This is a genomic window from Photobacterium obscurum, from assembly GCF_026191635.1.
GTDB classification, from domain to species: Bacteria; Pseudomonadota; Gammaproteobacteria; order Enterobacterales; family Vibrionaceae; genus Photobacterium; species Photobacterium obscurum.
The window spans coordinates 201405-223526 of the sequence record NZ_JAKRRW010000003.1; the positions used below are offsets into that span (position 1 = coordinate 201405).

At 51.3% G+C, this 22122-nt stretch carries 22 protein-coding genes; all 22 read left to right on the top strand.

Annotation, left to right across the window (positions count from 1 at the left end; genetic code table 11):
- Positions 1–111: 111 nt before the first annotated feature.
- The 22 genes from MD588_RS05105 (at position 112) to cheY (ending at position 22095) form a co-directional block, all read left to right on the top strand.
- The gene (locus MD588_RS05105; protein ID WP_265695854.1) at positions 112–1182 is read left to right on the top strand and encodes a sensor histidine kinase; all 1071 of its coding nucleotides are present in this window, start codon (positions 112–114) and stop codon (positions 1180–1182) included.
- Positions 1179–2561 carry a sigma-54-dependent transcriptional regulator gene (locus MD588_RS05110; protein ID WP_265695855.1) on the top strand — a complete coding sequence of 461 codons (1383 nt, stop codon included), beginning with the start codon at positions 1179–1181 and terminating at the stop codon, positions 2559–2561. Before MD588_RS05105 ends, MD588_RS05110 begins: the two co-directional genes overlap by 4 nt.
- 140 nt (positions 2562–2701) lie before the next feature.
- Positions 2702–3013, top strand: a complete 312-nt coding sequence (gene fliE / locus MD588_RS05115; RefSeq protein WP_265695856.1) for a flagellar hook-basal body complex protein FliE — start codon at positions 2702–2704, stop codon at positions 3011–3013.
- A gap of 15 nt (positions 3014–3028) precedes the next feature.
- Positions 3029–4777 carry a flagellar basal-body MS-ring/collar protein FliF gene (gene fliF, locus MD588_RS05120; RefSeq protein ID WP_265695857.1) on the top strand — a complete coding sequence of 583 codons (1749 nt, stop codon included), beginning with the start codon at positions 3029–3031 and terminating at the stop codon, positions 4775–4777.
- Positions 4770–5813 (top strand): flagellar motor switch protein FliG, encoded by a 1044-nt coding sequence (gene fliG, locus MD588_RS05125; protein WP_265695859.1) that lies wholly within the window; start codon positions 4770–4772, stop codon positions 5811–5813. Before fliF ends, fliG begins: the two co-directional genes overlap by 8 nt.
- 44 nt (positions 5814–5857) lie before the next feature.
- Complete coding sequence (fliH, locus tag MD588_RS05130) at positions 5858–6661, top strand: flagellar assembly protein FliH (protein WP_265695860.1); 804 nt, start codon at positions 5858–5860, stop codon at positions 6659–6661.
- Entirely contained in the window at positions 6661–7983 is a 1323-nt protein-coding gene (fliI, locus tag MD588_RS05135; protein ID WP_265695861.1) for a flagellar protein export ATPase FliI, read from the top strand. Before fliH ends, fliI begins: the two co-directional genes overlap by 1 nt.
- A gap of 50 nt (positions 7984–8033) precedes the next feature.
- A complete protein-coding gene (gene fliJ, locus MD588_RS05140; protein WP_265695862.1) occupies positions 8034–8477 on the top strand; it encodes a flagellar export protein FliJ in 444 nt (147 codons plus the stop codon).
- An 88-nt stretch (positions 8478–8565) separates the two neighbouring features.
- The gene (locus MD588_RS05145) at positions 8566–10578 is read left to right on the top strand and encodes a flagellar hook-length control protein FliK (protein ID WP_265695864.1); all 2013 of its coding nucleotides are present in this window, start codon (positions 8566–8568) and stop codon (positions 10576–10578) included.
- Positions 10579–10629: 51 nt separating this feature from the next.
- Positions 10630–11121, top strand: a complete 492-nt coding sequence (gene fliL / locus MD588_RS05150) for a flagellar basal body-associated protein FliL (protein ID WP_265695865.1) — start codon at positions 10630–10632, stop codon at positions 11119–11121.
- A 7-nt stretch (positions 11122–11128) separates the two neighbouring features.
- Positions 11129–12178 (top strand): flagellar motor switch protein FliM, encoded by a 1050-nt coding sequence (fliM, locus tag MD588_RS05155; protein WP_265695866.1) that lies wholly within the window; start codon positions 11129–11131, stop codon positions 12176–12178.
- 16 nt (positions 12179–12194) lie between these two features.
- Positions 12195–12587, top strand: a complete 393-nt coding sequence (fliN, locus tag MD588_RS05160; RefSeq protein WP_265695867.1) for a flagellar motor switch protein FliN — start codon at positions 12195–12197, stop codon at positions 12585–12587.
- Between the two features lie 8 nt (positions 12588–12595).
- On the top strand, positions 12596–13006 hold the full coding sequence (gene fliO, locus MD588_RS05165) for a flagellar biosynthetic protein FliO (protein WP_265695869.1): 411 nt from the start codon (positions 12596–12598) through the stop codon (positions 13004–13006).
- The gene (fliP, locus tag MD588_RS05170) at positions 12993–13844 is read left to right on the top strand and encodes a flagellar type III secretion system pore protein FliP (protein ID WP_265695870.1); all 852 of its coding nucleotides are present in this window, start codon (positions 12993–12995) and stop codon (positions 13842–13844) included. Before fliO ends, fliP begins: the two co-directional genes overlap by 14 nt.
- A 19-nt stretch (positions 13845–13863) precedes the next feature.
- Positions 13864–14133 carry a flagellar biosynthesis protein FliQ gene (gene fliQ, locus MD588_RS05175; protein WP_265695871.1) on the top strand — a complete coding sequence of 90 codons (270 nt, stop codon included), beginning with the start codon at positions 13864–13866 and terminating at the stop codon, positions 14131–14133.
- A 66-nt stretch (positions 14134–14199) separates the two neighbouring features.
- On the top strand, positions 14200–14982 hold the full coding sequence (fliR, locus tag MD588_RS05180; RefSeq protein ID WP_265695873.1) for a flagellar biosynthetic protein FliR: 783 nt from the start codon (positions 14200–14202) through the stop codon (positions 14980–14982).
- A 1-nt stretch (position 14983) separates the two neighbouring features.
- Complete coding sequence (gene flhB / locus MD588_RS05185; protein WP_265695874.1) at positions 14984–16114, top strand: flagellar biosynthesis protein FlhB; 1131 nt, start codon at positions 14984–14986, stop codon at positions 16112–16114.
- 144 nt (positions 16115–16258) lie between these two features.
- The gene (flhA, locus tag MD588_RS05190) at positions 16259–18355 is read left to right on the top strand and encodes a flagellar biosynthesis protein FlhA (protein WP_265695875.1); all 2097 of its coding nucleotides are present in this window, start codon (positions 16259–16261) and stop codon (positions 18353–18355) included.
- A gap of 80 nt (positions 18356–18435) precedes the next feature.
- Positions 18436–20073 carry a flagellar biosynthesis protein FlhF gene (gene flhF, locus MD588_RS05195; RefSeq protein ID WP_265695876.1) on the top strand — a complete coding sequence of 546 codons (1638 nt, stop codon included), beginning with the start codon at positions 18436–18438 and terminating at the stop codon, positions 20071–20073.
- Positions 20066–20953: a MinD/ParA family protein gene (locus MD588_RS05200; RefSeq protein ID WP_265695877.1), complete on the top strand. Its 888-nt coding sequence runs from the start codon at positions 20066–20068 to the stop codon at positions 20951–20953. The genes flhF and MD588_RS05200 overlap by 8 nt, the downstream gene beginning before the upstream one ends.
- Positions 20946–21668 carry an RNA polymerase sigma factor FliA gene (locus tag MD588_RS05205; protein WP_265695878.1) on the top strand — a complete coding sequence of 241 codons (723 nt, stop codon included), beginning with the start codon at positions 20946–20948 and terminating at the stop codon, positions 21666–21668. Before MD588_RS05200 ends, MD588_RS05205 begins: the two co-directional genes overlap by 8 nt.
- Before the next feature lie 55 nt (positions 21669–21723).
- Complete coding sequence (gene cheY, locus MD588_RS05210; RefSeq protein WP_036800231.1) at positions 21724–22095, top strand: chemotaxis response regulator CheY; 372 nt, start codon at positions 21724–21726, stop codon at positions 22093–22095.
- The last annotated feature ends 27 nt before the right edge of the window (positions 22096–22122 follow it).

The window sequence follows — 22122 nt, forward strand, 5'->3', positions numbered from 1 at the left end:
CTGACGCCGTCAAAATCCCTTTCTTTGCGTTAACCCATTGATTATAATTGTTTATTTTTTGGCATAAAATGTGCTTGTTTTACGCCATTATGTATTTTTGACAGGTATCTCATGGGTGACAATGAATCTCCGCTTGGCACATTAACACAGCAGGTGAGCCGGTATCAGCAGGTACTGGATGTCATGCCGTCAGGGGTGATTTTTCTCGATCCGATGGGACTCGTCTGTGAAGCCAATCCCGAAGCCCACCGTTTATTGGGTGAACCGCTTCAAGGAGAACGCTGGTTTTCCGTCATTCAGCGGGCATTTGCACCGCAAGAAGATGATGGCCATGAGGTCTCGCTGCGCAATGGCCGTAAAGTTAAGCTCGCTATTTCAGCTTCGGATAGCGGACAGTTGATTTTCATTACCGATATGACGGAAACGCGCTTGCTTCAGTCACGGATCAGTGAAATGCAGCGACTTTCCTCGCTAGGTAAAATGGTCGCTTCACTGGCCCATCAGGTTCGTACCCCGTTATCGAGTGCGATGCTCTATGCTTCCAACCTGTCGGCACCGAACCTCAATACCCAGACCCGCCAGCGTTTTCAGACCAAATTAGTTGATCGCCTACATGATTTGGAAAAGCAAGTTAATGATATGCTGTTGTTTGCAAAGGGCGGCGACAATAAGGTCGTTGAGCCGTTTACTCTGGAAAGTTTGTTAAACGAACTTGATAGCATGGTAGAAGCGCAAGTTGTGGCTAATCAAGTGGATTTTAGTATCGACTGTGATGACGAAAGTCAGGTGATTCTGGGTAATGCCAATGCCTTGGCCAGTGCGTTGAGTAACTTGATCACCAATGCCATTCAAATGGCGGGTAAGCAGTGCCAAGTTGCCTTGAGCTGTGTCCTGAAGGATGACCTGATACATTTGTCCGTTCGTGATAACGGTCCGGGTATTGCGCCGGACATGCAGGCGAAAATACTGGAGCCGTTTTTTACGACCCGACAGCAGGGAACCGGTCTCGGCCTGGCAGTGGTCCAAATGGTGGCCTCAGCGCATAAAGGGCGTTTGCTATTAGAATCTGAGCTAGGAAAAGGTGCTTGCTTCACCTTGGCTTTACCTTTGGCTGACCGTCAGGCGATTTCGTCTGGATCTGCCCAACCCCATAACAATACAACAATTGGAGAGCAGCAATGAATCAAAGCCGCGTACTAGTCGTAGAGGATGATGAAGGGCTACGTGAAGCTCTGGTTGATACGTTAGCATTGGCGGGTTATCAGTGGCTAGAAGCGGAAAGTGCCGAGCAAGCTTTGTTATTGTTGAAGTCTGAGCCGGTGGATATTGTTGTTTCTGATGTTCAGATGGCAGGCATGGATGGATTAGGGCTACTACGCAGTATAAAACAGCACTGGCCAAAGTTGCCGGTGTTGCTGATGACGGCCTACGCCAATATTGAAGACGCAGTATCGGCGATGAAAGAGGGAGCCATTGACTACATGGCTAAACCTTTTGCGCCGGAAGTTTTGCTTAATATGGTAAGTCGTTATGCACCGGTGAAAAGTGAATCAGGCCGTGCTATCGCGTCGGATGAAAAATCACTCAAGCTGCTTGCACTTGCGGAAAAAGTGGCGAAAACAGATGCCAGCGTGATGGTGCTGGGGCCGAGCGGTTCGGGTAAAGAAGTGATGTCGCGTTATATTCATGAGCATTCCAATCGTCATGATGGTCCGTTTATCGCCATTAACTGCGCTGCGATTCCGGATAACATGTTGGAAGCGACCTTGTTTGGCTATGAGAAAGGGGCGTTTACCGGTGCCGTGCAGGCCTGTCCGGGGAAATTCGAGCAAGCGCAGGGCGGTACCATCTTGCTTGATGAAATCAGCGAGATGGATTTGAACCTCCAGGTAAAACTATTACGGGTGCTGCAGGAACGCGAAGTTGAACGGCTGGGCAGCCGCAAGAGTATCAAGTTGGATGTTCGGGTTCTGGCAACCAGTAACCGTGATCTGAAGCAGTATGTGGCCGAGGGGCACTTCCGTGAAGACTTGTATTACCGCTTAAACGTCTTCCCGCTGGTATGGCCGGCGCTTGCCGAGCGCAAGGGGGATATTGCTCCGCTTGCGACCTACCTGACTGAGCGCCACTGCATGAAGCAGGGGCAACCTGTTCCTAAGCTGAGTCCGTTGGCGTTGTCAAAGTTGCAGCAGTACCCATGGCCGGGTAATGTACGTGAGCTAGATAACGTTATTCAACGGGCACTGATCCTGTGTGATGGTCACAGTATTGAAAATGACCATATCTTGTTAGAAGGTTTGGACTGGCTTGATGCACAAAGCTTACAAAGCGCGGTAGAATTGACAGCTTCCGCTCCGAGTGTTGATCCTGTCCAGGTTCCGGCTTCAGCAGATGGACTTGGTAGTGAACTTCGGGAACAGGAATTCTCCATTATTCTCGATACCATTCGAGCCTGCGAAGGGCGTCGTAAAGATGTAGCAGAGAAGCTGGGGATCAGCCCGCGGACACTACGTTATAAGCTCGCGAAAATGCGCGATGCGGGAATTGAGATCCCAGTTTAGGGTAAAAGATCTATTTTACTGGTCTTTTTAGCCATACTGACGTTAAGCTTGCAAGTTGCAGTAAGAACAAACATCAAAAATGAACAAAAATCGTCACTCAATTTCTCTGGTGACAATTTTTTGACTGTGCGGGGAAGAATATGAAAGTCAATGGATTACAGGCTGAAATGCAGGCAATGCGTTTGGAAGCCCAGAGTGCCACACGCCCGGCGACTGGCCAGCAGGTCAGTGCTGATTTCGGTGCCGTGCTGAATGATGCCGTTAAAACGGTGAATAACCTCCAGTCAGAATCTAGTGAGCTGGCAACCCGTTTTGACCAAGGAGACCGTAGCGTCTCGCTTTCGGATGTTATGATTGCCCGAAATAAATCCAGTGTGGCTTTTGAGGCGACTGTTCAGGTACGCAACAAAATGGTCGAAGCGTATAAAGAATTAATGAACATGCCAGTGTAATTCAGGAATTAGTAAGTGTCGGAACAATCTTCAAACAACGAATTAGCCGTTGCAGGTAATGCCCCGACTCCGGTTGTCACTGACAGTGAGCTGGAACTGCAGAATCCTGATACAGAAGAGAAGAATGCCTCTCGTGTCGATAGCATGCTGGGTAACCTCGATCTCCTGCGCCAGGTTATTCTGGTGCTGTCTGTTGCTATTTGTGTGGCATTAATCGTCCTTGTGGTCGCCTGGATCAAAGAGCCAGAGATGCGACCGCTGGGTTCCTATCCGACCGAAGAACTGATCCCAATTCTTGATCATTTCGATCAGAAAAAAATTGAGTACCAGCTGGACGGCAATACGATCCGCGTTGCTGCAGATAATTTCGCGTCTATCAAGCTTGAGATGAGCCGCGCAGGATTGAATAACGTCGTTGCCGAAGGCGATGAGATTTTGCTGCAGGATATGGGCTTTGGTGTTTCCCAGCGTCTTGAGCGCGAGCGTCTGAAGTTGAGCCGTGAACGTCAGCTTGCCCGGGCTATTGAGCAAATCCGGCAGGTTCGTAAGGCCCAGGTGCTACTGGCTATGCCTAAGCAGAGCGTTTTTGTCCGTCATAACCAGGAAGCATCAGCGACAGTATTCTTAACCTTAGGAAGCAGCGGCAACCTTGGGCAGCAGGAAGTGGATTCGATTGTCGATATGGTCGCCACCGCGGTGCCGGGGCTTCGCCCGACCCGAGTTACCGTGACCGATCAGCATGGCCGCCTGTTGAGCTCAGGTACGGAAGATCCGAGTGCAACCGCACAGCGCAAAGAATATGAGCTAGAGCGAAAACAAGAACAGGCGCTGCGAGAGAAAATCGATGCCATTCTGATCCCGGTACTGGGCCTGGGTAATTATACTTCACAGGTTGATGTCTCAATGGACTTCAGCGCCGTTGAGGAGACCCACAAACAATATGATCCGGCGACGCCTTCGACTCGGAGTGAATATACGCTGGAAGATTACAACAATGGCAATGTGGTTGCCGGTATCCCGGGAGCGCTAAGTAACCAGCCGCCGGCGGATGCCTCTATACCACAAGACATTGCCGATATGCAGTCGGGCAAAGGTTCAAGTAACGGTTCGGTGCACCGCGAGTCAACCCGCAACTTTGAGCTGGATACCACGATTAGGCATAAGCGTGCCCAAACTGGCATTGTTAGCCGTCAGACGGTATCGGTCGCAATTGATTACAAGCAGGTCGTGAACCCTGAAACAGGTGAAATTACCCGTGTTCCGGTGAGCGAGGCCGAACTGGCCAAGATCAGCCGACTGCTGAAAGGTGGGGTGGGTTTCGCTGCCGGCCGTGGCGATCTGCTGGAAGTTATTTCTGTACCGTTTGCTCTGCCAGAAGAAGAGTTGGTCGCGGATTTGCCAATTTGGGAACACCCGAACTTCAATACGTGGGTACGTTGGCTGGCTGCGGCACTGGTTATTATTGTGGTGGTGGTGGTACTCGTCCGCCCTGCGATGCGCAAACTACTGTACCCGAACCAAGCTGCCGACGGCACGCCATTGGATGAGAATGGTCTACCGGTCGTTACTGGTGGCGAAGACGGTATTGATTTGATTGGTGCTGAGCTGGATGGGGTCGATACCCTTGAGCTGAGCAGCAGTAGTTTAGATTTGCCAAATCTACATAAAGATGAAGACTTGCTGAAAGCCGTCAGGGCATTGGTAGCTAATGAACCAGATCTGGCTGCGCAAGTTGTGAAAAGTTGGGTGAATGAAGATGGCTAATGAAGTCGCAACCACAGAAGATAAAAAATTTGATGTCACGACTTTAACCGGCGCGGATAAAGCCGCGATCCTGTTGCTTAGCCTGAGTGAGCAAGATGCCGCGAGCATTATCCGTCACCTTGAGCCGAAGCAGGTTCAGCGAGTCGGTGGCGTGATGGCCTCGATGGCGGACTTAAGTCAAGACAAGGTGTCTGCTGTTCACCGTCATTTCTTGGAAGATATTCAGAAATACACCAGCATTGGTATGGGCAGCGAAGATTTTGTCCGTAATACGCTGGTGGCGGCGTTGGGTGAAGACAAGGCCAACAACCTGGTTGATCAGATCCTGATGGGCAGTGGCTCCCGTGGCCTAGATTCGTTGAAATGGATGGATCCCCGTCAGGTGGCCAGTATTATTCTTAACGAGCACCCGCAGATCCAAACGATTGTACTTTCCTATCTTGAGCCCGAGCAGTCAGCAGAAATCCTGGCGCAGTTCCCGGAGCGAGTACGTCTTGATCTGATGATGCGTATCGCCAACCTGGAAGAAGTCCAGCCAGCGGCACTGCATGAGCTTAATGACATCATGGAGAAACAGTTTGCTGGCCAGGCTGGTGCCCAGGCGGCGAAGATTGGTGGTACTAAAGCTGCGGCTGAAATCATGAACTACCTCGACAATAACGTTGAAGGTCTGTTGATGGATCAGATCCGCGAGAACGATGAAGACATGGCTACTCAGATTGAAGATCTGATGTTTGTGTTCGACAACTTGGCAGAAGTGGACGATCGCGGTATCCAGACCTTGCTGCGTGATGTGCCACAAGAGCAGCTGCAAAAAGCCCTCAAGGGTGCTGATGATATGCTGCGTGATAAGATCCTGCGTAACATGTCGAAACGTGCTGCCGAAATGCTCCAGGATGATCTTGAGGCGATGGGGCCAATTCGGGTTGCCGATGTGGAAGCGGCACAGAAAGAAATTCTGTCGATTGCCCGTCGTCTGTCAGATGCCGGTGAGCTAATGCTAACGGGGGGAGGTGGTGCGGATGAATTCCTATAACCCTCAGTTTGCCTGTGGCTCTCTTAGCACGATAAGGGCTCGTTATGTCCATTGAACGTCGTCGAGGCTTTTTACGGGTTGCTGAACATCAGGCACAGGAGCTTGAGCGTTGGGCCTACCCGGAGTACGCCAATGAACATGATGCGCCGGTAGACAATGCCATCAACTATGATCCGCAATGGCAGCCTGAGCTTCTCGAAGAAGAGGAAGAGCAGGGGCCGCCGCCATTAACGGCAGCTGATCTGGAAGATATCCGCCACTCGGCCTATGAAGAGGGGCTGGCTGAAGGTCGTGCGGCCGGGCACGCTGAAGGCTTTGAGGCCGGCAAGGCCGAAGGGCTGGAAACCGGACAGCAGGAAGGCCTGCAGCAGGGACTCGAGCAGGGCCTTGAACAGGGCCAGGCGCAGATCTGCGAGCATGTCGGGCATTTGACCCAACTGATTGAAAAGCTGGCAACGCCGTTGCAACAGGTCGACAGTGAAGTTGAAAGCCAGGTGGTTAATCTGGTGACCAGCTTAACGCGTGAGTTGATCCGGGTTGAGGTACAGACCAACCCGCAGTTTATCCTCAATACCATCCGAGAAGTGGTTGGCGCATTACCGATAGCAGGCCGTCAAACCCAGCTAAGTTTGCATCCCGATGATCTGGCTTTGGTCAAAGAGGCGTATGGTGAAGAAAACCTGGCCGAACGCCAGTGGACACTTCAGGCCGAGCCGGCACTGAACCGGGGCGACTTGCAGGTGCAGTCCGGCGATTCAAGCGTTGACTACTTTGTCGAGGATCGTATCCGCAATCTACTGCAACAATTCAACGGTGCCAATAGCCAGCAGAATATCGGAGGCCAGTAATGTCTTCGTCGTTGGCTGAGCGCCTATCACGCTATCAAACCCAGAATACGGCCTGCCGTCCGGTCGCATCAGGCCGCCTGGTTCGAGTGGTTGGCCTGACTCTTGAAGCGGTCGGCTGCAGGGCTCCGGTCGGCAGTTTGTGCCGGGTCGAAACCCTTAATGGCGACATGGAAGCAGAAGTGGTGGGTTTTTCCGGCGATACCTTGTTTCTGATGCCCAGCGAGCAACTGGCCGGTATTATGCCGGGTGCCAAGGTAACACCTCTCCTTCATGATAGCGGACTTCCCGTCGGCCCTGAATTGCTGGGCCGGGTCATTGACGGGGTCGGTAACCCGTTAGACGGGCTTGGCGAGATTTATACCGCCAATCGTGCCTCATTCAATGCCGAGCCTATTAACCCCTTGGCGCGTAAACCGATCAAGGAGCCGCTGGATGTCGGCTTGAAGGCAATCAATGGCTTGCTGAGTGTGGGCAAAGGCCAGCGGATCGGGCTATTTGCCGGCTCCGGTGTCGGTAAGTCGGTGACGCTGGGGATGATGACTCGCGGAACGACGGCCCAAGTTGTCGTTGTTGGCCTGATTGGTGAGCGAGGCCGCGAAGTTAAAGAATTTATTGATGAAATCCTCGGGGCTGAGGGACGCCAGCGTTCAGTTGTGGTTGCAGCGCCCGCGGATGCCTCGCCGTTGATGCGTTTGAAAGGATGTCAGACCGCCCTGACTATCGCGGAATATTTCCGTGATCAGGGGCTGGATGTACTGCTATTAATGGACTCTCTGACCCGTTTTGCCCAGGCGCAACGTGAGATTGCGTTGTCCGTCGGTGAGCCACCTGCCACCAAAGGTTATCCGCCATCAGTGTTTGCCAAGTTACCGGCGCTGGTAGAACGGGCAGGCAACGGCGGCGAGCATCAGGGATCGATTACGGCCTTCTTTACTGTATTGACGGAAGGGGATGACTTACAGGATCCGATTGCCGATGCCTCCCGAGCGATTTTGGATGGCCACATCGTACTGTCGCGTGAGATGGCCGATGCCGGCCACTATCCGGCAATCGACGTTGAACGCTCGGTCAGCCGTGTAATGCCTGCGATTGTCAGCGAAGAGCATATGCTGATGTCGAAGGCGGTTCGCCAGATTTTGTCGATATGCCGTAAAAATCAGGATTTGGTTTCGATTGGTGCTTATAAGCCGGGTACTGACCCCAATATTGACCAGGCTTTCACGTTCAAGCCGAAGCTGGATGCCTATTTGCAGCAGAGCATGAAGGAGTCTGTGCCCTATGACATGTGCGTCAACATGCTGCGTTCTACGTTGGGTGGATAGCCAATAAGTACTGAAGTCGATTGGTACGATTAGAATAAACCGGAGCAACAATGGCAGACAGTGCATTAGAGCTGATCCTAGAAAGAGCCAAAGATGATGAGCACAAGGCCTCGCTGGCGCTAAACAATGCTCGTATCGAACGGGAAAACTATTATGAACAGCTTAAGCAAATTGAACAGTACCGGTTGGATTACTGTAAGCAGCTTTCTGCTCGTGGTCAGCAAGGTCTTAGCGCCAGCTCCTATGGCCATTTACAGAAATTTTTAAGCCAACTGGATGAAACGTTGGTGAAGCAAAAAGAAGCCGGTACACAGTTTGAGCAGCAGGTAGAACAGTGCAGCGACTACTGGAATGAAGTCCGGAAGAAACGCCGCTCGATTGAGTGGTTACTGGAGAAGAAGCAGACTGAACGTCAGCAGCTACGTGATAAACAAGAACAAAAAATGATGGATGAATTTGCCACCTTGCAGTTTGCCCGTCGGATGAGTCGCTAGGGGCTTTGCACTTTTAGCCCATTGCTGTGTTGTTGGTGTGTTTCTTGCATTAACAACGGTAATTATTATTCCAGTACCAAGAGCCATTATGTTTTCATCCAGCATACTGACAGCCGAAACCCCACCGCCAGCTCACACCAAAGCTGGTAACGCAAAAGCCGCTCCAGATCGGCTTGCTGAAGGCAACTCTATTGAAAAAGAAGAATCGGGTTCTTTTGCGAAGGAGTTTCAGGCTGTTGTAAGCGATGAGCAAACAGGTAACAGCAAGCTATCGGCTTCGGAGCCTCAAGTTAAATCCGATAATGATGCTCAGCTAGCTGAAGGCACGACCGAAGGGAATGCAGAGGCGGAAGAACAAGGCTCTGTGTCTGAAAATATGCGTTCGGAAGAGCAGGTGTCCAAGCTGGCGGTATCGGAAGAAGAGTTAAGTAACTCTTTGATTAAAAATGCCAAAGGTGATGCAGAAACTGGCAGTAAACAGGCGATAAACCAGCAGGGTGCACAAATCTCGGCCAGCCAGGAAGAGGACGGTGACGCCGAGCTTGATTCGAAGAAAAAGCAGCAGATAATGAGCGACGGTGAAGAATTACTAAGCCGGCTCTCTGCATCGAATAAGCAACTGGCGGCCGATACTGATGGAGAAAGTGTGCCAGAAGGCAAAAAGTTGCCGCCTGAGCAAGCAGCGCATCAATCTGGCCAATCCCAGGTACAGCAGCCTACTGATGTTAAGATAAGCGTTAACGAAAACACTGAAGTTAGTACCAAGGTCGACACAAACGTCAGTGCAGATAAAACGAAAAACGGTAACCTTGTGGCTGGTGATGTCATTGCTCAGAACGCTGAAACTCTGACACAAGCCGGACATAAGGCGGGTATCCTGCCAGCAGCACAGGCTTCTGCTCCAGCGAGCACCTTGGAGGCTGTGGCGGCACAGCCTACCGGACTGAGCCAGGAGGAGCTGGCGAAAGTATTTGCTGTGCCAGAGGCTCAGCAGTTGAGTTCCGATGCGGAATTGGCTGATGATCAAGAAGCCAGTAATACTGATGCTACCGTCATGGCTATGGCATTAGCTTCTGGGGGGGCAGCGCCAGTAACCAGTACCGAGGTTAAAGGCGCTCAGTCTGACCCATTGCCGTCTGATGCCTTGCAGCAGTCGGCAGGTTCTAAAAATGCACAGTTAGGCAAAGAGCTGCTAGGTAAAGAACAATTAGTTTCGGCGGAGTTGTCCTCGTCTGAGCTGCCAGATGGCAAAGGAAAGGGCGGCAACCTGTTTGCTCAAAGCGCGTTGGCAACAGCAACAGCTGCTGGTGTGGCAAGCAATAGTTATGGACAGCCTCAGTCGTTGGCTACCGATGCCAACCCGGCCTTGGCTGCCGGTAGCGGAAATCCGGCCCTGTCTTCAGCGGCATCCACTGTAGCTCCGGGCATAGTGGCACCTAATGCCGGAACAGTAGAAGCTCAGATGGCGGGGGCTGTAGGTGTTGCAGCCGGTGCTGCCGGTTTGACGACAGCATTGAAGCGAGCTGCGACAGACAATGGAGCCGAAGCGAAGGGCTCAGAGGTGACTCACTCGCTATCAGGCCTGACAACCCAGCAGGGATTGACAGCTACGGCTCAAGCCCGTGCTGACGCGGCGTTGGCCCAAAGTCCAATGCAGTTGAGTAAGGAGCAGGCCGGAGAGCAAATTGCCGAGCGCATGCAGATGATGATGTCGAAGAACCTTAAACATGTCGACATTCGATTGGATCCACCAGAGCTCGGTAAGTTACAGATTAAATTATCGCTGAACCAAGATCAGGCTTCGGTTCAGTTTACGGTCGGTAACCAGCAGACGCGTGACTTGGTTGAACAGGCCATGCCGCGACTGCGCGAGTTGCTTAACCAGCAAGGGCTACAACTTGCGCAAAGTTCGGTTCAACAAGATAGTTCAAGGCAGCAGTTTGCCGGACAATCGAATCAGCAAAACCAAGGCCAGCAGGCTGATAGCGGCGGCCAGCAAAATAGGGGATCGTCCCAAGGCCAGGATGTTGGTGTAGGGGGCGGCGAACCTGTTGATATGTATGTGAGTCAGTCAACTGACCGCGTTGATTATTATGCATAAGGCAACGATTTAATCATGGTTGCCAGATAAAGAGAAAGGATTGTAATTACGATGGCTGAAGGCGCAGAGAAGACAGGCGGCAAGAAAAAACTGATTATTATCATTGTAGCCGTACTGGTGCTACTGCTCGGTGGTGGTGCTGGCGCATGGTTTATGCTGAGTGATGACGCTGCCGAAGCTGACGTTGCTCAGGCTGAAACGGCATCAAAACCGGTCAAAGTTGAGCAGGCTTATTATGTGATCCTGCCGCAGCCATTTATTTTTAATGTTACTGGCGACAAGCGCGATCGCCTGGTACAGGTGAAAGTGCAACTGATGGTACGTGGCGACAGTAACGAGTCAGCGGCCAACCAGCATATCCCATTAATCGAGAGTACACTGCTACAGACATTTGGCGCCGCGACAGTAGAACAGTTACGGACTTCGAACGGTCGTGTAGACTTACGACAGCAGGCACTGTCAGCGGTTCAAGCTGCAATGATGAAGGTGTCCGGCAAACAAGTTGTCGAGCGTGTACTCTTTACTGGTTTTGTAATGCAATAGGTTTAATGTGAGTGACTTATTAACTCAAGACGAAATCGATGCCCTGTTACATGGTGTCGATGACGTAGAAGATGATGAGGATTCCGGACAGTCCGACACGGGTGTCGTACAGTTCGACTTTTCGTCGCAAGACCGGATTGTGCGTGGGCGTATGCCCACGCTGGAGTTGATCAATGAACGCTTTGCGCGGCATATGCGGATCAGCTTGTTTAACATGCTGCGCAAAACCGCCGAGGTATCGATTAACGGCGTACAGATGATCAAGTTCGGCGAGTATCAAAATACGCTTTATGTGCCGACCAGCCTGAATATGGTGCGTTTCCGCCCATTAAAAGGTACGGCACTGATCACCATGGAAGCCCGCCTGGTCTTTATTCTGGTTGAAAACTTCTTTGGTGGAGATGGACGCTTCCACGCCAAGATTGAAGGGCGGGAGTTTACGCCGACTGAGCGCCGGATTGTCCAGATGCTGCTGAAACTGGTGTTTGAAGATTATCGTGAAGCCTGGTCGCCGGTGATGGGCGTCGAGTTTGAGTATTTGGACTCAGAAGTGAACCCGACCATGGCCAATATTGTCAGCCCGACGGAAGTGATTGTTGTCAGTTCGTTCCATATCGAAGTTGATGGCGGCGGTGGCGACTTTCATGTCGTGATGCCGTACTCGATGGTAGAGCCAATCCGCGAACTGCTTGATGCCGGTGTCCAGAGTGACAAGATGGATACCGATGTACGCTGGAGTAAAGCCCTGCGCGACGAGATTATGGACGTACCGGTTAATATCAGAGCCAAGCTGATGGATGTTGATTTGTCGCTGCGTGATTTGATGGAACTGCGCCCCGGTGATGTGATCCCGATTGATATGCCGGAGGCTGCCACGGTGTTTGTAGAAGATCTGCCAACCTATCGTGCAAAAATGGGTAAATCAGGCGACAATATTGCCCTTAAGGTGACCGAAAAACTCAAGCGGCCGGATATGGTGAAAACCGATTTGGCTTTCCTTGACCGCGATGAATTAGGGTCGGCGTTACTCAATATCAACGACGACTCAGACGAATAATTAACAGGTGTAAGTTATGTCTCAGAATGATCAACAAATTGCCGATGATTGGGCTGCTGCACTTGCAGAACAAGCGATTGAAGAAAGTGCTCAGCCAGCGCCGCTGGAAGAGCTGACCGATGAAAGCGCGCCGATTAGCGAGGATGAGCGCCGCAAACTGGATACCATCATGGATATCCCGGTTACCATTTCGATGGAAGTCGGGCGCACGCAAATTAGTATCCGTAACCTTTTGCAGCTAAACCAAGGGTCGGTGGTCGAGCTAGACCGCGTCGCCGGTGAATCTCTGGATGTGATGGTCAACGGTACCTTGATTGCCCATGGCGAAGTGGTTGTGGTCAATGACAAGTTTGGTATCCGCCTGACTGATGTGATCAGCCAGACTGAACGTATCAAGAAGCTGCGCTAAGGTTGAGCATGAAGTTTTCCCTGGCTAACACTTTGATTGGCACTCTGATACTGGCAACAGTCAGTATGCCGACATTTGCTGCCCCGGCAGCCGATATGAATATCGCCACCACACTAGCTGCATTGGTGCTGGTGGTCGTATTGATCCTCTTTTTGGCCTGGCTGCTAAAGCGGATGAAATTACCGGGTCTACAGGGCGGCGACTCGTCGATGAAGATCCTCCGTCAATTACCCCTTGGACAAAAAGAACGGATAGTCCTGTTGCAGGTTGGTGAAGAGCAAATGCTGGTCGGAGTGACGCAGCAGAACATCTCTTTGCTGAGCAAGTTGGAGCAGCCGTTGTCAATGGACGAGACGCAGGGTGGTGGTGAATTTGCCAGCCACCTGAGCAAGTTACTGAAAAAAGATGATAAGAAATAGTCTTATTGCCGCCGTTCTGGCGGCTTTTAGCTTTTTACTGGCATTGCCAGCCTTCGCCGAAACCGCTGATCCTGCACTGTCTGCTGCATCGGGCGGGAGCGTAACGGTCAGTGAAATGCAAAATGAAGGCGGTGCGACCCGTTTGATGACGACGAATGGCGGTGGCGGGATCCCTGCTTTTTCCGTGACGGTCAACCCGGATGGTACTGAAGATTATTCGGTAACGTTGCAGATCCTGGCTTTGATGACGGCGTTGGGCTTCCTGCCGGCGATCGTGATCCTGATGACATCCTTTACCCGTATTGTGGTGGTGATGTCGATCCTGAGGCAGGCGATGGGTTTGCAGCAGACACCGTCTAATCAGGTGATCATCGGTATCGCCATGTTCCTGACTTTCTTCATCATGTCGCCGGTACTCGACAAGATCAACACTACGGCAGTGCAGCCGTATATCAACGAGCAGATCACCGCCCCCGAAGCCTTGTCTGCCGCACAGGTCCCGCTACGCCAGTTCATGCTCAAGCAGACCCGGGTCAAGGATCTGGAAAGTTTTGTCAATATGTCGGGCTCGGATGCAACAGACCCGCAGGAAGTGCCGATCACCGTACTGATCCCGGCGTTTATTACCTCGGAGCTAAAAACGGCTTTCCAGATCGGCTTTATGCTGTTCCTGCCATTTTTGATCATCGATCTGGTGGTCGCTTCGGTTCTGATGGCGATGGGTATGATGATGCTGTCACCGATGATTGTGTCGCTGCCGTTTAAGCTGATGCTGTTTGTGCTGGTGGACGGCTGGAACCTAATCCTGTCGACCCTTGCCGGCAGTTTCGGTACCTGAGTGCCGAAGAGGATAGCCTATGACACCTGAAGCTTTTGTCGAAATATTCCAGGAAGCGCTGTACATGGTCCTGCTGATGGTTTGTGCCATCGTGATACCGGGTTTGCTGATCGGCTTGGTGGTTGCGGTTTTCCAGGCGGCTACTTCCATTAACGAGCAGACCCTGAGCTTCCTGCCGCGTTTGATTGTTACCTTATTGGCTCTGATGTTCTTCGGCCATATGATGACCCAAATGCTGATGGACTATTTCTTCCGTATCATCGAGCAGATCCCTCAACTGCTGTATTAGCAGTGACAGTTTTGCCGCGCCGGTATCGACGCGCAATTATATCGATAAAGGTGAGTGAGTAACCCGATGTCCTACCCATCTGCAGTGCTATTGGATTGGATCGCCAACTATTTCTGGCCGCTGACGCGGATTTCAGCAATGATGATGGTGATGACATTTTTTGGTGCCCGCTTTGTCTCGGCAAAAATTCGCCTCTATTTGGCCGTTACCATGACCTTTGCCGTGATGCCGGTATTGCCCAAGGTACCGAGCGAGATCGAGCTATTGTCGCTTTCCGGTTTTCTGGTCACGGCGCAGCAACTGGTTATCGGTATCTCGATGGGGCTGGTGACACAGTTTGTCACCCAGACTTTCGTATTGCTCGGCCAGATTTTGGGTATGCAGTCGAGCTTGGGTTTTGCCTCGATGGTTGATCCGGCCAATGGTCAAAACACCCCGGTACTCGGCCAGCTGTTTTTGTTTTTGGCAATAATGTTGTTTCTGGCCACCGACGGCCATCTCACCATGTTGAACATGGTGGTACTGAGCTTTAAAACCTTGCCGATAGGCGAGGGGGGCTTAAGGCCCGTCGATTTTTATCAGCTGGCTGGTTGGTTCGGTCATATGTTCAAGGCCGGCCTGAATATGGCGCTGGCCGGGATCATCGCGTTGCTTACTGTCAACCTGTCTTTCGGGGTCATGACCCGTGCTGCTCCCCAGCTGAACATTTTCTCGTTGGGCTTTTCATTCGCTCTGCTACTTGGCCTTTTGATCTGCTGGTTCTTGGTGGCAGGAATGCTGCCGCAGTATGAGTACAACTGGGAGCTGGGCTTTGGCCAGATTTGTAGTCTTATAAGAGTGGATTGTTGATATGTCAGATGCTGACGGTCAGGAACGTACCGAAGACGCCACGCCCCGAAGGCTTCAGCAGGCGCGGGAAAAGGGGCAAGTACCGCGCTCAAGAGAATTAGCTTCCGTTGCCGTATTGGTGGCAGGTGCCGTCGGCCTGATGTGGTTTGGAGAAACCCTCGGTAAGGGCCTGGCTGAAGTCATGACGAAGATGTTTTCGCTCAGCCGCGAGGAGGTTTTCGATCTTAATAAGCTGTTTGCCGTTATTACCTCATCGGTGTGGCATGTGGTTCTGCCGCTGACCTTGGTGTTGGTGTTCCTGTTTGTTGCCGCACTGGTTGGGGCTGCAGGACTCGGTGGCATCAGTTTTTCTGCCGAGGCGGCCAGACCAAAGCTATCAAAAATGAATCCTATCAGTGGTTTTCAGCGCATGCTGGGCAAGCAGAGTATTGTCGAGCTGATTAAGTCGATCCTGAAAATTGCTCTTGTTGCCGGGGTTGCCATCTACCTGATGCAGTCGAACTTGGACGACTTCTTCCAGCTAAGTATTGAAGTTTATCCGCGGAACTTGTTTCATGCGCTCGATATCCTGATGGGATTTGTGTTGCTGATCTGCTGCTCCCTGTTGATTGTCGTTGCTATCGATATTCCCTATCAGATTTGGCAGCACGCCGAGCAGCTGAAAATGACCAAGCAGGAAGTCAAAGACGAATACAAAGACAGTGAAGGTAAGCCGGAGGTCAAAGGGCGGATCAGGATGTTGCAGCGTGAGATGGCACAGCGCCGAATGATGGCAGATGTTCCCCAGGCTGATGTAGTGATCACTAACCCGGAGCACTTCTCGGTAGCACTGCGCTATGATCCGGACATTGATTCGGCACCGGTTGTGATAGCTAAAGGGACCGACCACCTGGCATTGAAAATTCGGGAAATTGCCAACAAGCATGAAATTGATATTGTGCCGGCTCCCCCACTGGCACGTGCGCTGTACCATACCACAGAACTGGAGCAGCAAATTCCTGATGGCTTGTTTACCGCTGTGGCCCAGGTATTGGCTTATATCTTCCAGTTGAAGCAATACCGTAAGGGTAAGGGCCAGAAACCTGAATTATCGAAAGAAGCTATGAATATTCCGCCGGACCTCCAGCATTGATCATGCATCTTCTGCTAATGAATCGTCATTTTTATGACGATAGAGAAGGTATGATTATTGCTTATGTGGTTCCTGTTTGGGGGCTAAGGCGATAAAATGCTCAGCTCTCACTATTTATCACCATACCAACCACAATAAGATTGAATGAAGCTTTCGATACCTTTTGCGGATAAATTACCCTTATCACGCTTACAGTCTATGCCAGCAATAGGCGCACCTGTCATGGTCCTGGCGACCCTGGCAATGGTTGTGCTGCCTATGCCTCCGCTTTTGCTGGATATGGCTTTCTCTTTCAATATCGCTCTGGCACTGGTTGTGCTGCTGGTAACGGTTTACACCCGGCGCCCACTAGACTTTGCTGCCTTCCCAACGGTGCTGCTGATCGCGACCTTGCTCCGCCTGGCCTTGAACGTAGCGTCTACCCGAGTAGTGCTCCTGTACGGGCACGAAGGGTCGGATGCGGCTGGCCAGGTTATTGACGCCTTTGGTTCTGTGGTGATCGGTGGTAACTATGCTGTGGGCTTGGTGGTGTTCCTGATCCTGATGATTATTAACTTTATGGTCGTCACCAAAGGTGCGGGGCGTATTTCCGAGGTGAGTGCCCGCTTTACCTTAGATGCCTTGCCCGGTAAGCAGATGGCGATTGACGCGGATTTGAATGCTGGTCTGATTGACCAAGAGCAGGCAAGAACTCGCCGTTTCGAAGTGACCAAAGAGGCAGACTTCTATGGTTCGATGGACGGTGCATCCAAATTTGTAAAAGGGGATGCCATTGCCGGTATCCTGATCCTGTTTATCAACATTATCGGTGGTCTGGTAATTGGCATGGGCCAGCATGGCCTGGGCTTTGGCGAGGCCATTGAAATCTACAGCCTGCTGACCATTGGTGATGGCCTGGTTGCCCAAATTCCATCGCTCTTGCTGTCCATCGGTGCGGCAATGATGGTGACGCGTCAAAATACTGACGAAGATATGGGGCAGCAGCTGATTTATCAGATGTTCAATAATCCCCAGGCCCTGATCATTACCGGTGTGATCTTATTTGTGATGGGTATTGTGCCCGGAATGCCACATATACCGTTCTTGCTGTTGGCCGCAATGATCGGCGGTTTTGCCTATTGGCGGATTAAGAAAGAAAAAGCGGCGGCAGAGGCTGAAGCTGCAGCACCATCGACTGAGCTGGCGGTGAAACCGACTCAGAAAGAGCTGTCATGGGATGACGTCCAGCCCGTCGATATTATCGGCCTTGAGGTCGGCTACCGTCTGATCCCGATGGTGGACAAAGAGCAAGGTGGTGAATTGCTTGAGCGTGTTAAAGGCGTGCGAAAAAAACTATCGCAGGACTTTGGCTTCTTGATCCCGCCGGTTCATATCCGTGACAACCTTGAGCTGCCGCCCAATACCTATCGTCTGAGCCTGATGGGCGTGGCCTGTGGGGAAGCCAATATTCACCCGAATATGGAGTTGGCGATTAACCCGGGCCAGGTATTTGGCTCGATTGACGGCGAGGCAACCACCGATCCGGCTTTCGGCCTTGAAGCGGTGTGGATCATGGAATCTCAACGCGAGCATGCGCAGGCCCTGGGCTATACCGTGGTGGACTCGGCAACGGTGCTGGCAACACACCTCAGCCAGATCCTGACCAATTGTGCCTCTCAGTTACTTGGCCATGAAGAAGTGCAGAACTTGCTTGAAATGCTGGGCCAGACAACGCCGAAGCTGGTGGAAGGCTTTGTGCCTGAACAGCTATCGCTGGGTGTGGTGGTGAAAGTTCTGCAGAATTTGTTACATGAAGGAATCCCGATTCGTGATGTCCGCACTATCGTTCAGACACTTTCGGAGTATTCTAGTAAGAGTCAAGATCCTGACATCTTAACTGCCGCGGTACGAATTGGCCTGAAACGATTAATTTGTCAGGAAATCAATGGAATAGAGCCGGAGTTGCCGGTGATTACATTGGTTCCAGAGTTGGAACAGATATTGCATAAAACAATGCAGTCTGCCGGAGGAGAATCTTCCGGTATAGAGCCAGGGTTGGCAGAGCGTTTACAACGCTCATTGACCGAGGCCACTCAGCAACAAGAGCTGAAAGGGGAGCCTGCCGTATTACTGACTTCCGGTGTATTACGGTCAACGCTTGCTAAGTTTGTCAAAAACACTATTCCATCACTGCGAGTACTTTCCTATCAGGAAGTACCGGATGAGAAACAAATACGTATTGTCAATGCAGTGGGTAACTAAGACGGAATCGAGATTGTTCGAAATGGCTGGCTTGGCGAGAGATGCCGTAAGCAATAGCGTGATTTAACGGGAAGACAAGATTGAAAATAAAGCGATTTTTTGCCAAGGACATGCGAACTGCACTGAGCGAAGTTAAAGAAGAGCTCGGCGCGGATGCAGTGATCATGTCCAATAAAAAAGTGACGGGTGGCGTCGAGATTGTCGCCGCTGTGGATACCGATGTTGCCAATGAACCGCCGAAAGCATCGCAGGCCACTCGCGATGCCTTAGCTTCTCGGTTAGGTCAGGCCAAGCGCAAGCTGGTGGACGACAAAGTCCAGCTGAAGCAGTCTGCTGCCAGCCGTTTTGCCAATGTCTTGCAAAATTATACCGGTGACCATGATCAGGACGAGCCGGCAGAGACCGAGGTGGACTCGCTCTCTGCGTTGCTTAAGCGCCAGTCAAAACAGAACGGTGCAGGTTCTGAGCGAGGTTATGGCGAAGCTGAGCGTCCGGCGCTGAATACGCGTGCCGCGCAACCGTCGCGTCAGTCACAGCCAGAGCGCCGTTCACCGCGTGATGGCTATTCGCAGCGAGAAGGGCCTTATGGTGCCGGTCGTCGTCAACAAGGTGGTCAACCTGAGTCCTCACGCTTTGGCCAGCGCCAGGCGAAACATGCCCTTGATATCGGTGACTACCGCCGACCATCAATACAAGGCAAAGAGGCCAAAAAAGAATTACCTCGTGGCGGTAATCGGTTAGATCCAAGTCGTTACGATCCCAAAGCCATCCATGGCAGCGAAGACATGGACTCGATGCGCAATGAAATGGCATCGATTCGCCGTTTGCTGGAGCATCAGCTTTCCGGCCTGATGTGGCAAGAGGTGGAACGCCGTGAACCCATGCGGGCAATGATGATCAAGCGATTGGAAAAGATGGGGTTATCCCCCGAACTCTCTGATCAGCTGGCGAGTTATATTCCGGAAGATGTACCAGCCAATGAAGCCTGGCCAGCTTTACTGGATTTGCTGTCAGATCAAATTATTACCACTGAAGACTGCATCCTTGAAACAGGTGGGGTTGTGGCATTGCTGGGGCCGACGGGAGTGGGCAAAACCACCACTATCGCCAAACTGGCCGCCCGTGCGGCTATGGATTTTGGCCCGGAAGAAATTGCCTTAGTAACAACAGATACTTACCGAATTGGTGCCCATGAACAGCTGGCAACATACGGCCGAATTATGGGTTGTCCGGTAAGAGTGGCTAAAGATGCTGAGGAACTTGCCGATATACTGCATCAGTTACGGCATCGACGCCTGGTACTGCTAGATACCGCAGGTATGGGTCAGCGTGATATTCGGCTGTCAGAACAGTTGGATACCCTGATGCAAAATAGTGGCTCACACATTCGAAGTTTTCTGGTACTGCCGGCAACCGCACAGCGACGTGTTCTCCATGAGACGATAGAGCATTTCCGCCGCATACCGTTGTCGGGCTGTGTTTTGACCAAGCTGGATGAATCGCTCAGTTTGGGGGAGGTCATCTGCGTATCGATTCAGAACGCCTTGCCCATTGCCTATTTGGCTGACGGGCAGCGAGTACCGGAAGATATTAAAGTAGCGACAGGTAACTATATGGTTGCACGTGCTAATGAATTATTAGAACAAGAATTAAGCCAGCAATCTCATTTCTGGAGTAGCGATAGTTCAGAGAATCAGGCGGCAGACTTTTATGATTGAGAACGCAATGTACGATCAAGCGAGCGGTTTACGCCGTATGACAAAACTATCATCCACCAAGGTTATTACTGTCACTGGCGGTAAGGGCGGGGTGGGTAAAACCAACGTAACCCTGAATATGGCTATTTCCATGGCCAAGCAGGGGAAGCGTGTGATGGTGCTTGATGCCGACCTCGGGCTTGCCAATGTCGATGTCATGTTAGGGCTGCGAGCCGGCCGTAACCTGTCACATGTGCTGGCTGGTGTCTGTGATCTTCAGGATATTATTATTGAAGGTCCGTATGGGGTGAAGATCATTCCTGCATCGTCAGGTACCCAGACGATGGCTGAACTGACCGCAGCTCAGCATATGGGCCTGATCCGCGCCTTTAGCAGCCTGGAAGATGATATTGATGTCCTGCTGGTTGATACCGCTGCCGGGATCTCTGATATGGTGCTTAGTTTTTCTCGTGCCGCTCAGGATGTGCTGGTGGTTGTCTGTGATGAACCGACATCAATTACCGATGCCTATGCGCTGATTAAAATTTTAAGCCGCGAATATGATGTACAGCGGTTTAAGATTGTTGCCAACATGGTGCGTAGTTACCGTGAAGGTCGGGAATTGTATGCAAAACTGACACGTGTTACCGAGCGTTTTTTACAGGCTAACCTCGAATTGGTTGCCTGCGTTCCTCTTGATGATCGGGTTCGTCAGTCGGTGAAGCGTCAAAAAATTGTGGTTGACGCCTTCCCTCGTAGCCCGGCAGCATTAGCGCTTACTTCTTTGGCATCGAAGGCGATGACTTGGCCGGTACCTCACAGTGCTGGCGGGCATTTAGAGTTCTTTGTCGAGAAGCTGTTGGTTAAGCAAGCAGCTGACGAGGTCCCAATTGGTGAATAAAGCACTGACATACGGACGCTATCAGGAGAGTCCGCATGCCTTTATTGAGCGTTATTCATCGTTAGTAAAGCGCATAGCCCATCACCTGATGGGGCGTCTTCCGCCCAATATATTATTAGAAGATTTAATTCAGGCTGGTATGATTGGCCTGCTTGAGGCGCAGCAGAATTATGATCCTAGTAAAGGGGCCAGTTTTGAAACCTTTGCCGGGATCCGAATTCGGGGGGCGATGCTTGACGATATACGACGTGGCGATTGGGTACCGCGTTCGGTTTATAAGAATAGCCGTCGCATAACCGAGGCCATCACTATTTTGGAAGGTGAGCTGGGGCGGGACCCGAATGATCAGGAAATCGCTGAACATCTCGAAATGACACTCGAACAGTACCATCAGGCGTTAAATGATGTTAATTGTGGACGTCTTATTGGTATGGATGATTTGGGGGTATCGGAAGATGCGGTCGCAAGTGAGGAATCACTTGAAGAAAATCTTCCCTTTCAGGGTGTTGTAGATGATAATTTTAGTCATTCCTTGGCTGATGCAATTAAAACCCTGCCTGAAAGAGAGGCCTTGGTCTTGTCTCTTTATTATGATGAGGAACTCAATCTTAAAGAGATTGGTGCCGTAATCGGGGTGAGTGAATCCCGGGTTTGCCAGATTCATAGTCAGGCTATGCAACGTTTGCGATCCAAGCTGAAAGTTTGGACTGCTTAATACACTTTAGATAAAAAACACTGTGACCTCAGTGGAGGCAACTTTGAATAAAAACATGAAAATCCTCATTGTTGATGATTTCTCAACAATGCGCCGTATCGTTAAAAACTTGCTACGTGATCTGGGCTTTAACAACACCCAGGAGGCGGATGATGGATTGACTGCGCTACCTATGCTAAAGAAGGGTGGGTTTGATTTCGTCGTGACAGACTGGAACATGCCAGGCATGCAAGGTATTGATTTGCTTAAGCACATTCGAGCCGATGATGAACTGAAGCACTTACCGGTACTGATGATCACCGCGGAAGCAAAGCGTGAGCAGATTATTGAAGCTGCACAGGCAGGTGTTAACGGTTATATCGTTAAGCCGTTTACCGCCGCGACGCTAAAAGAGAAATTAGACAAAATCTTCGAGCGTATGCAGTAATCACTACCGTCAGACGCTAAAAGGGTA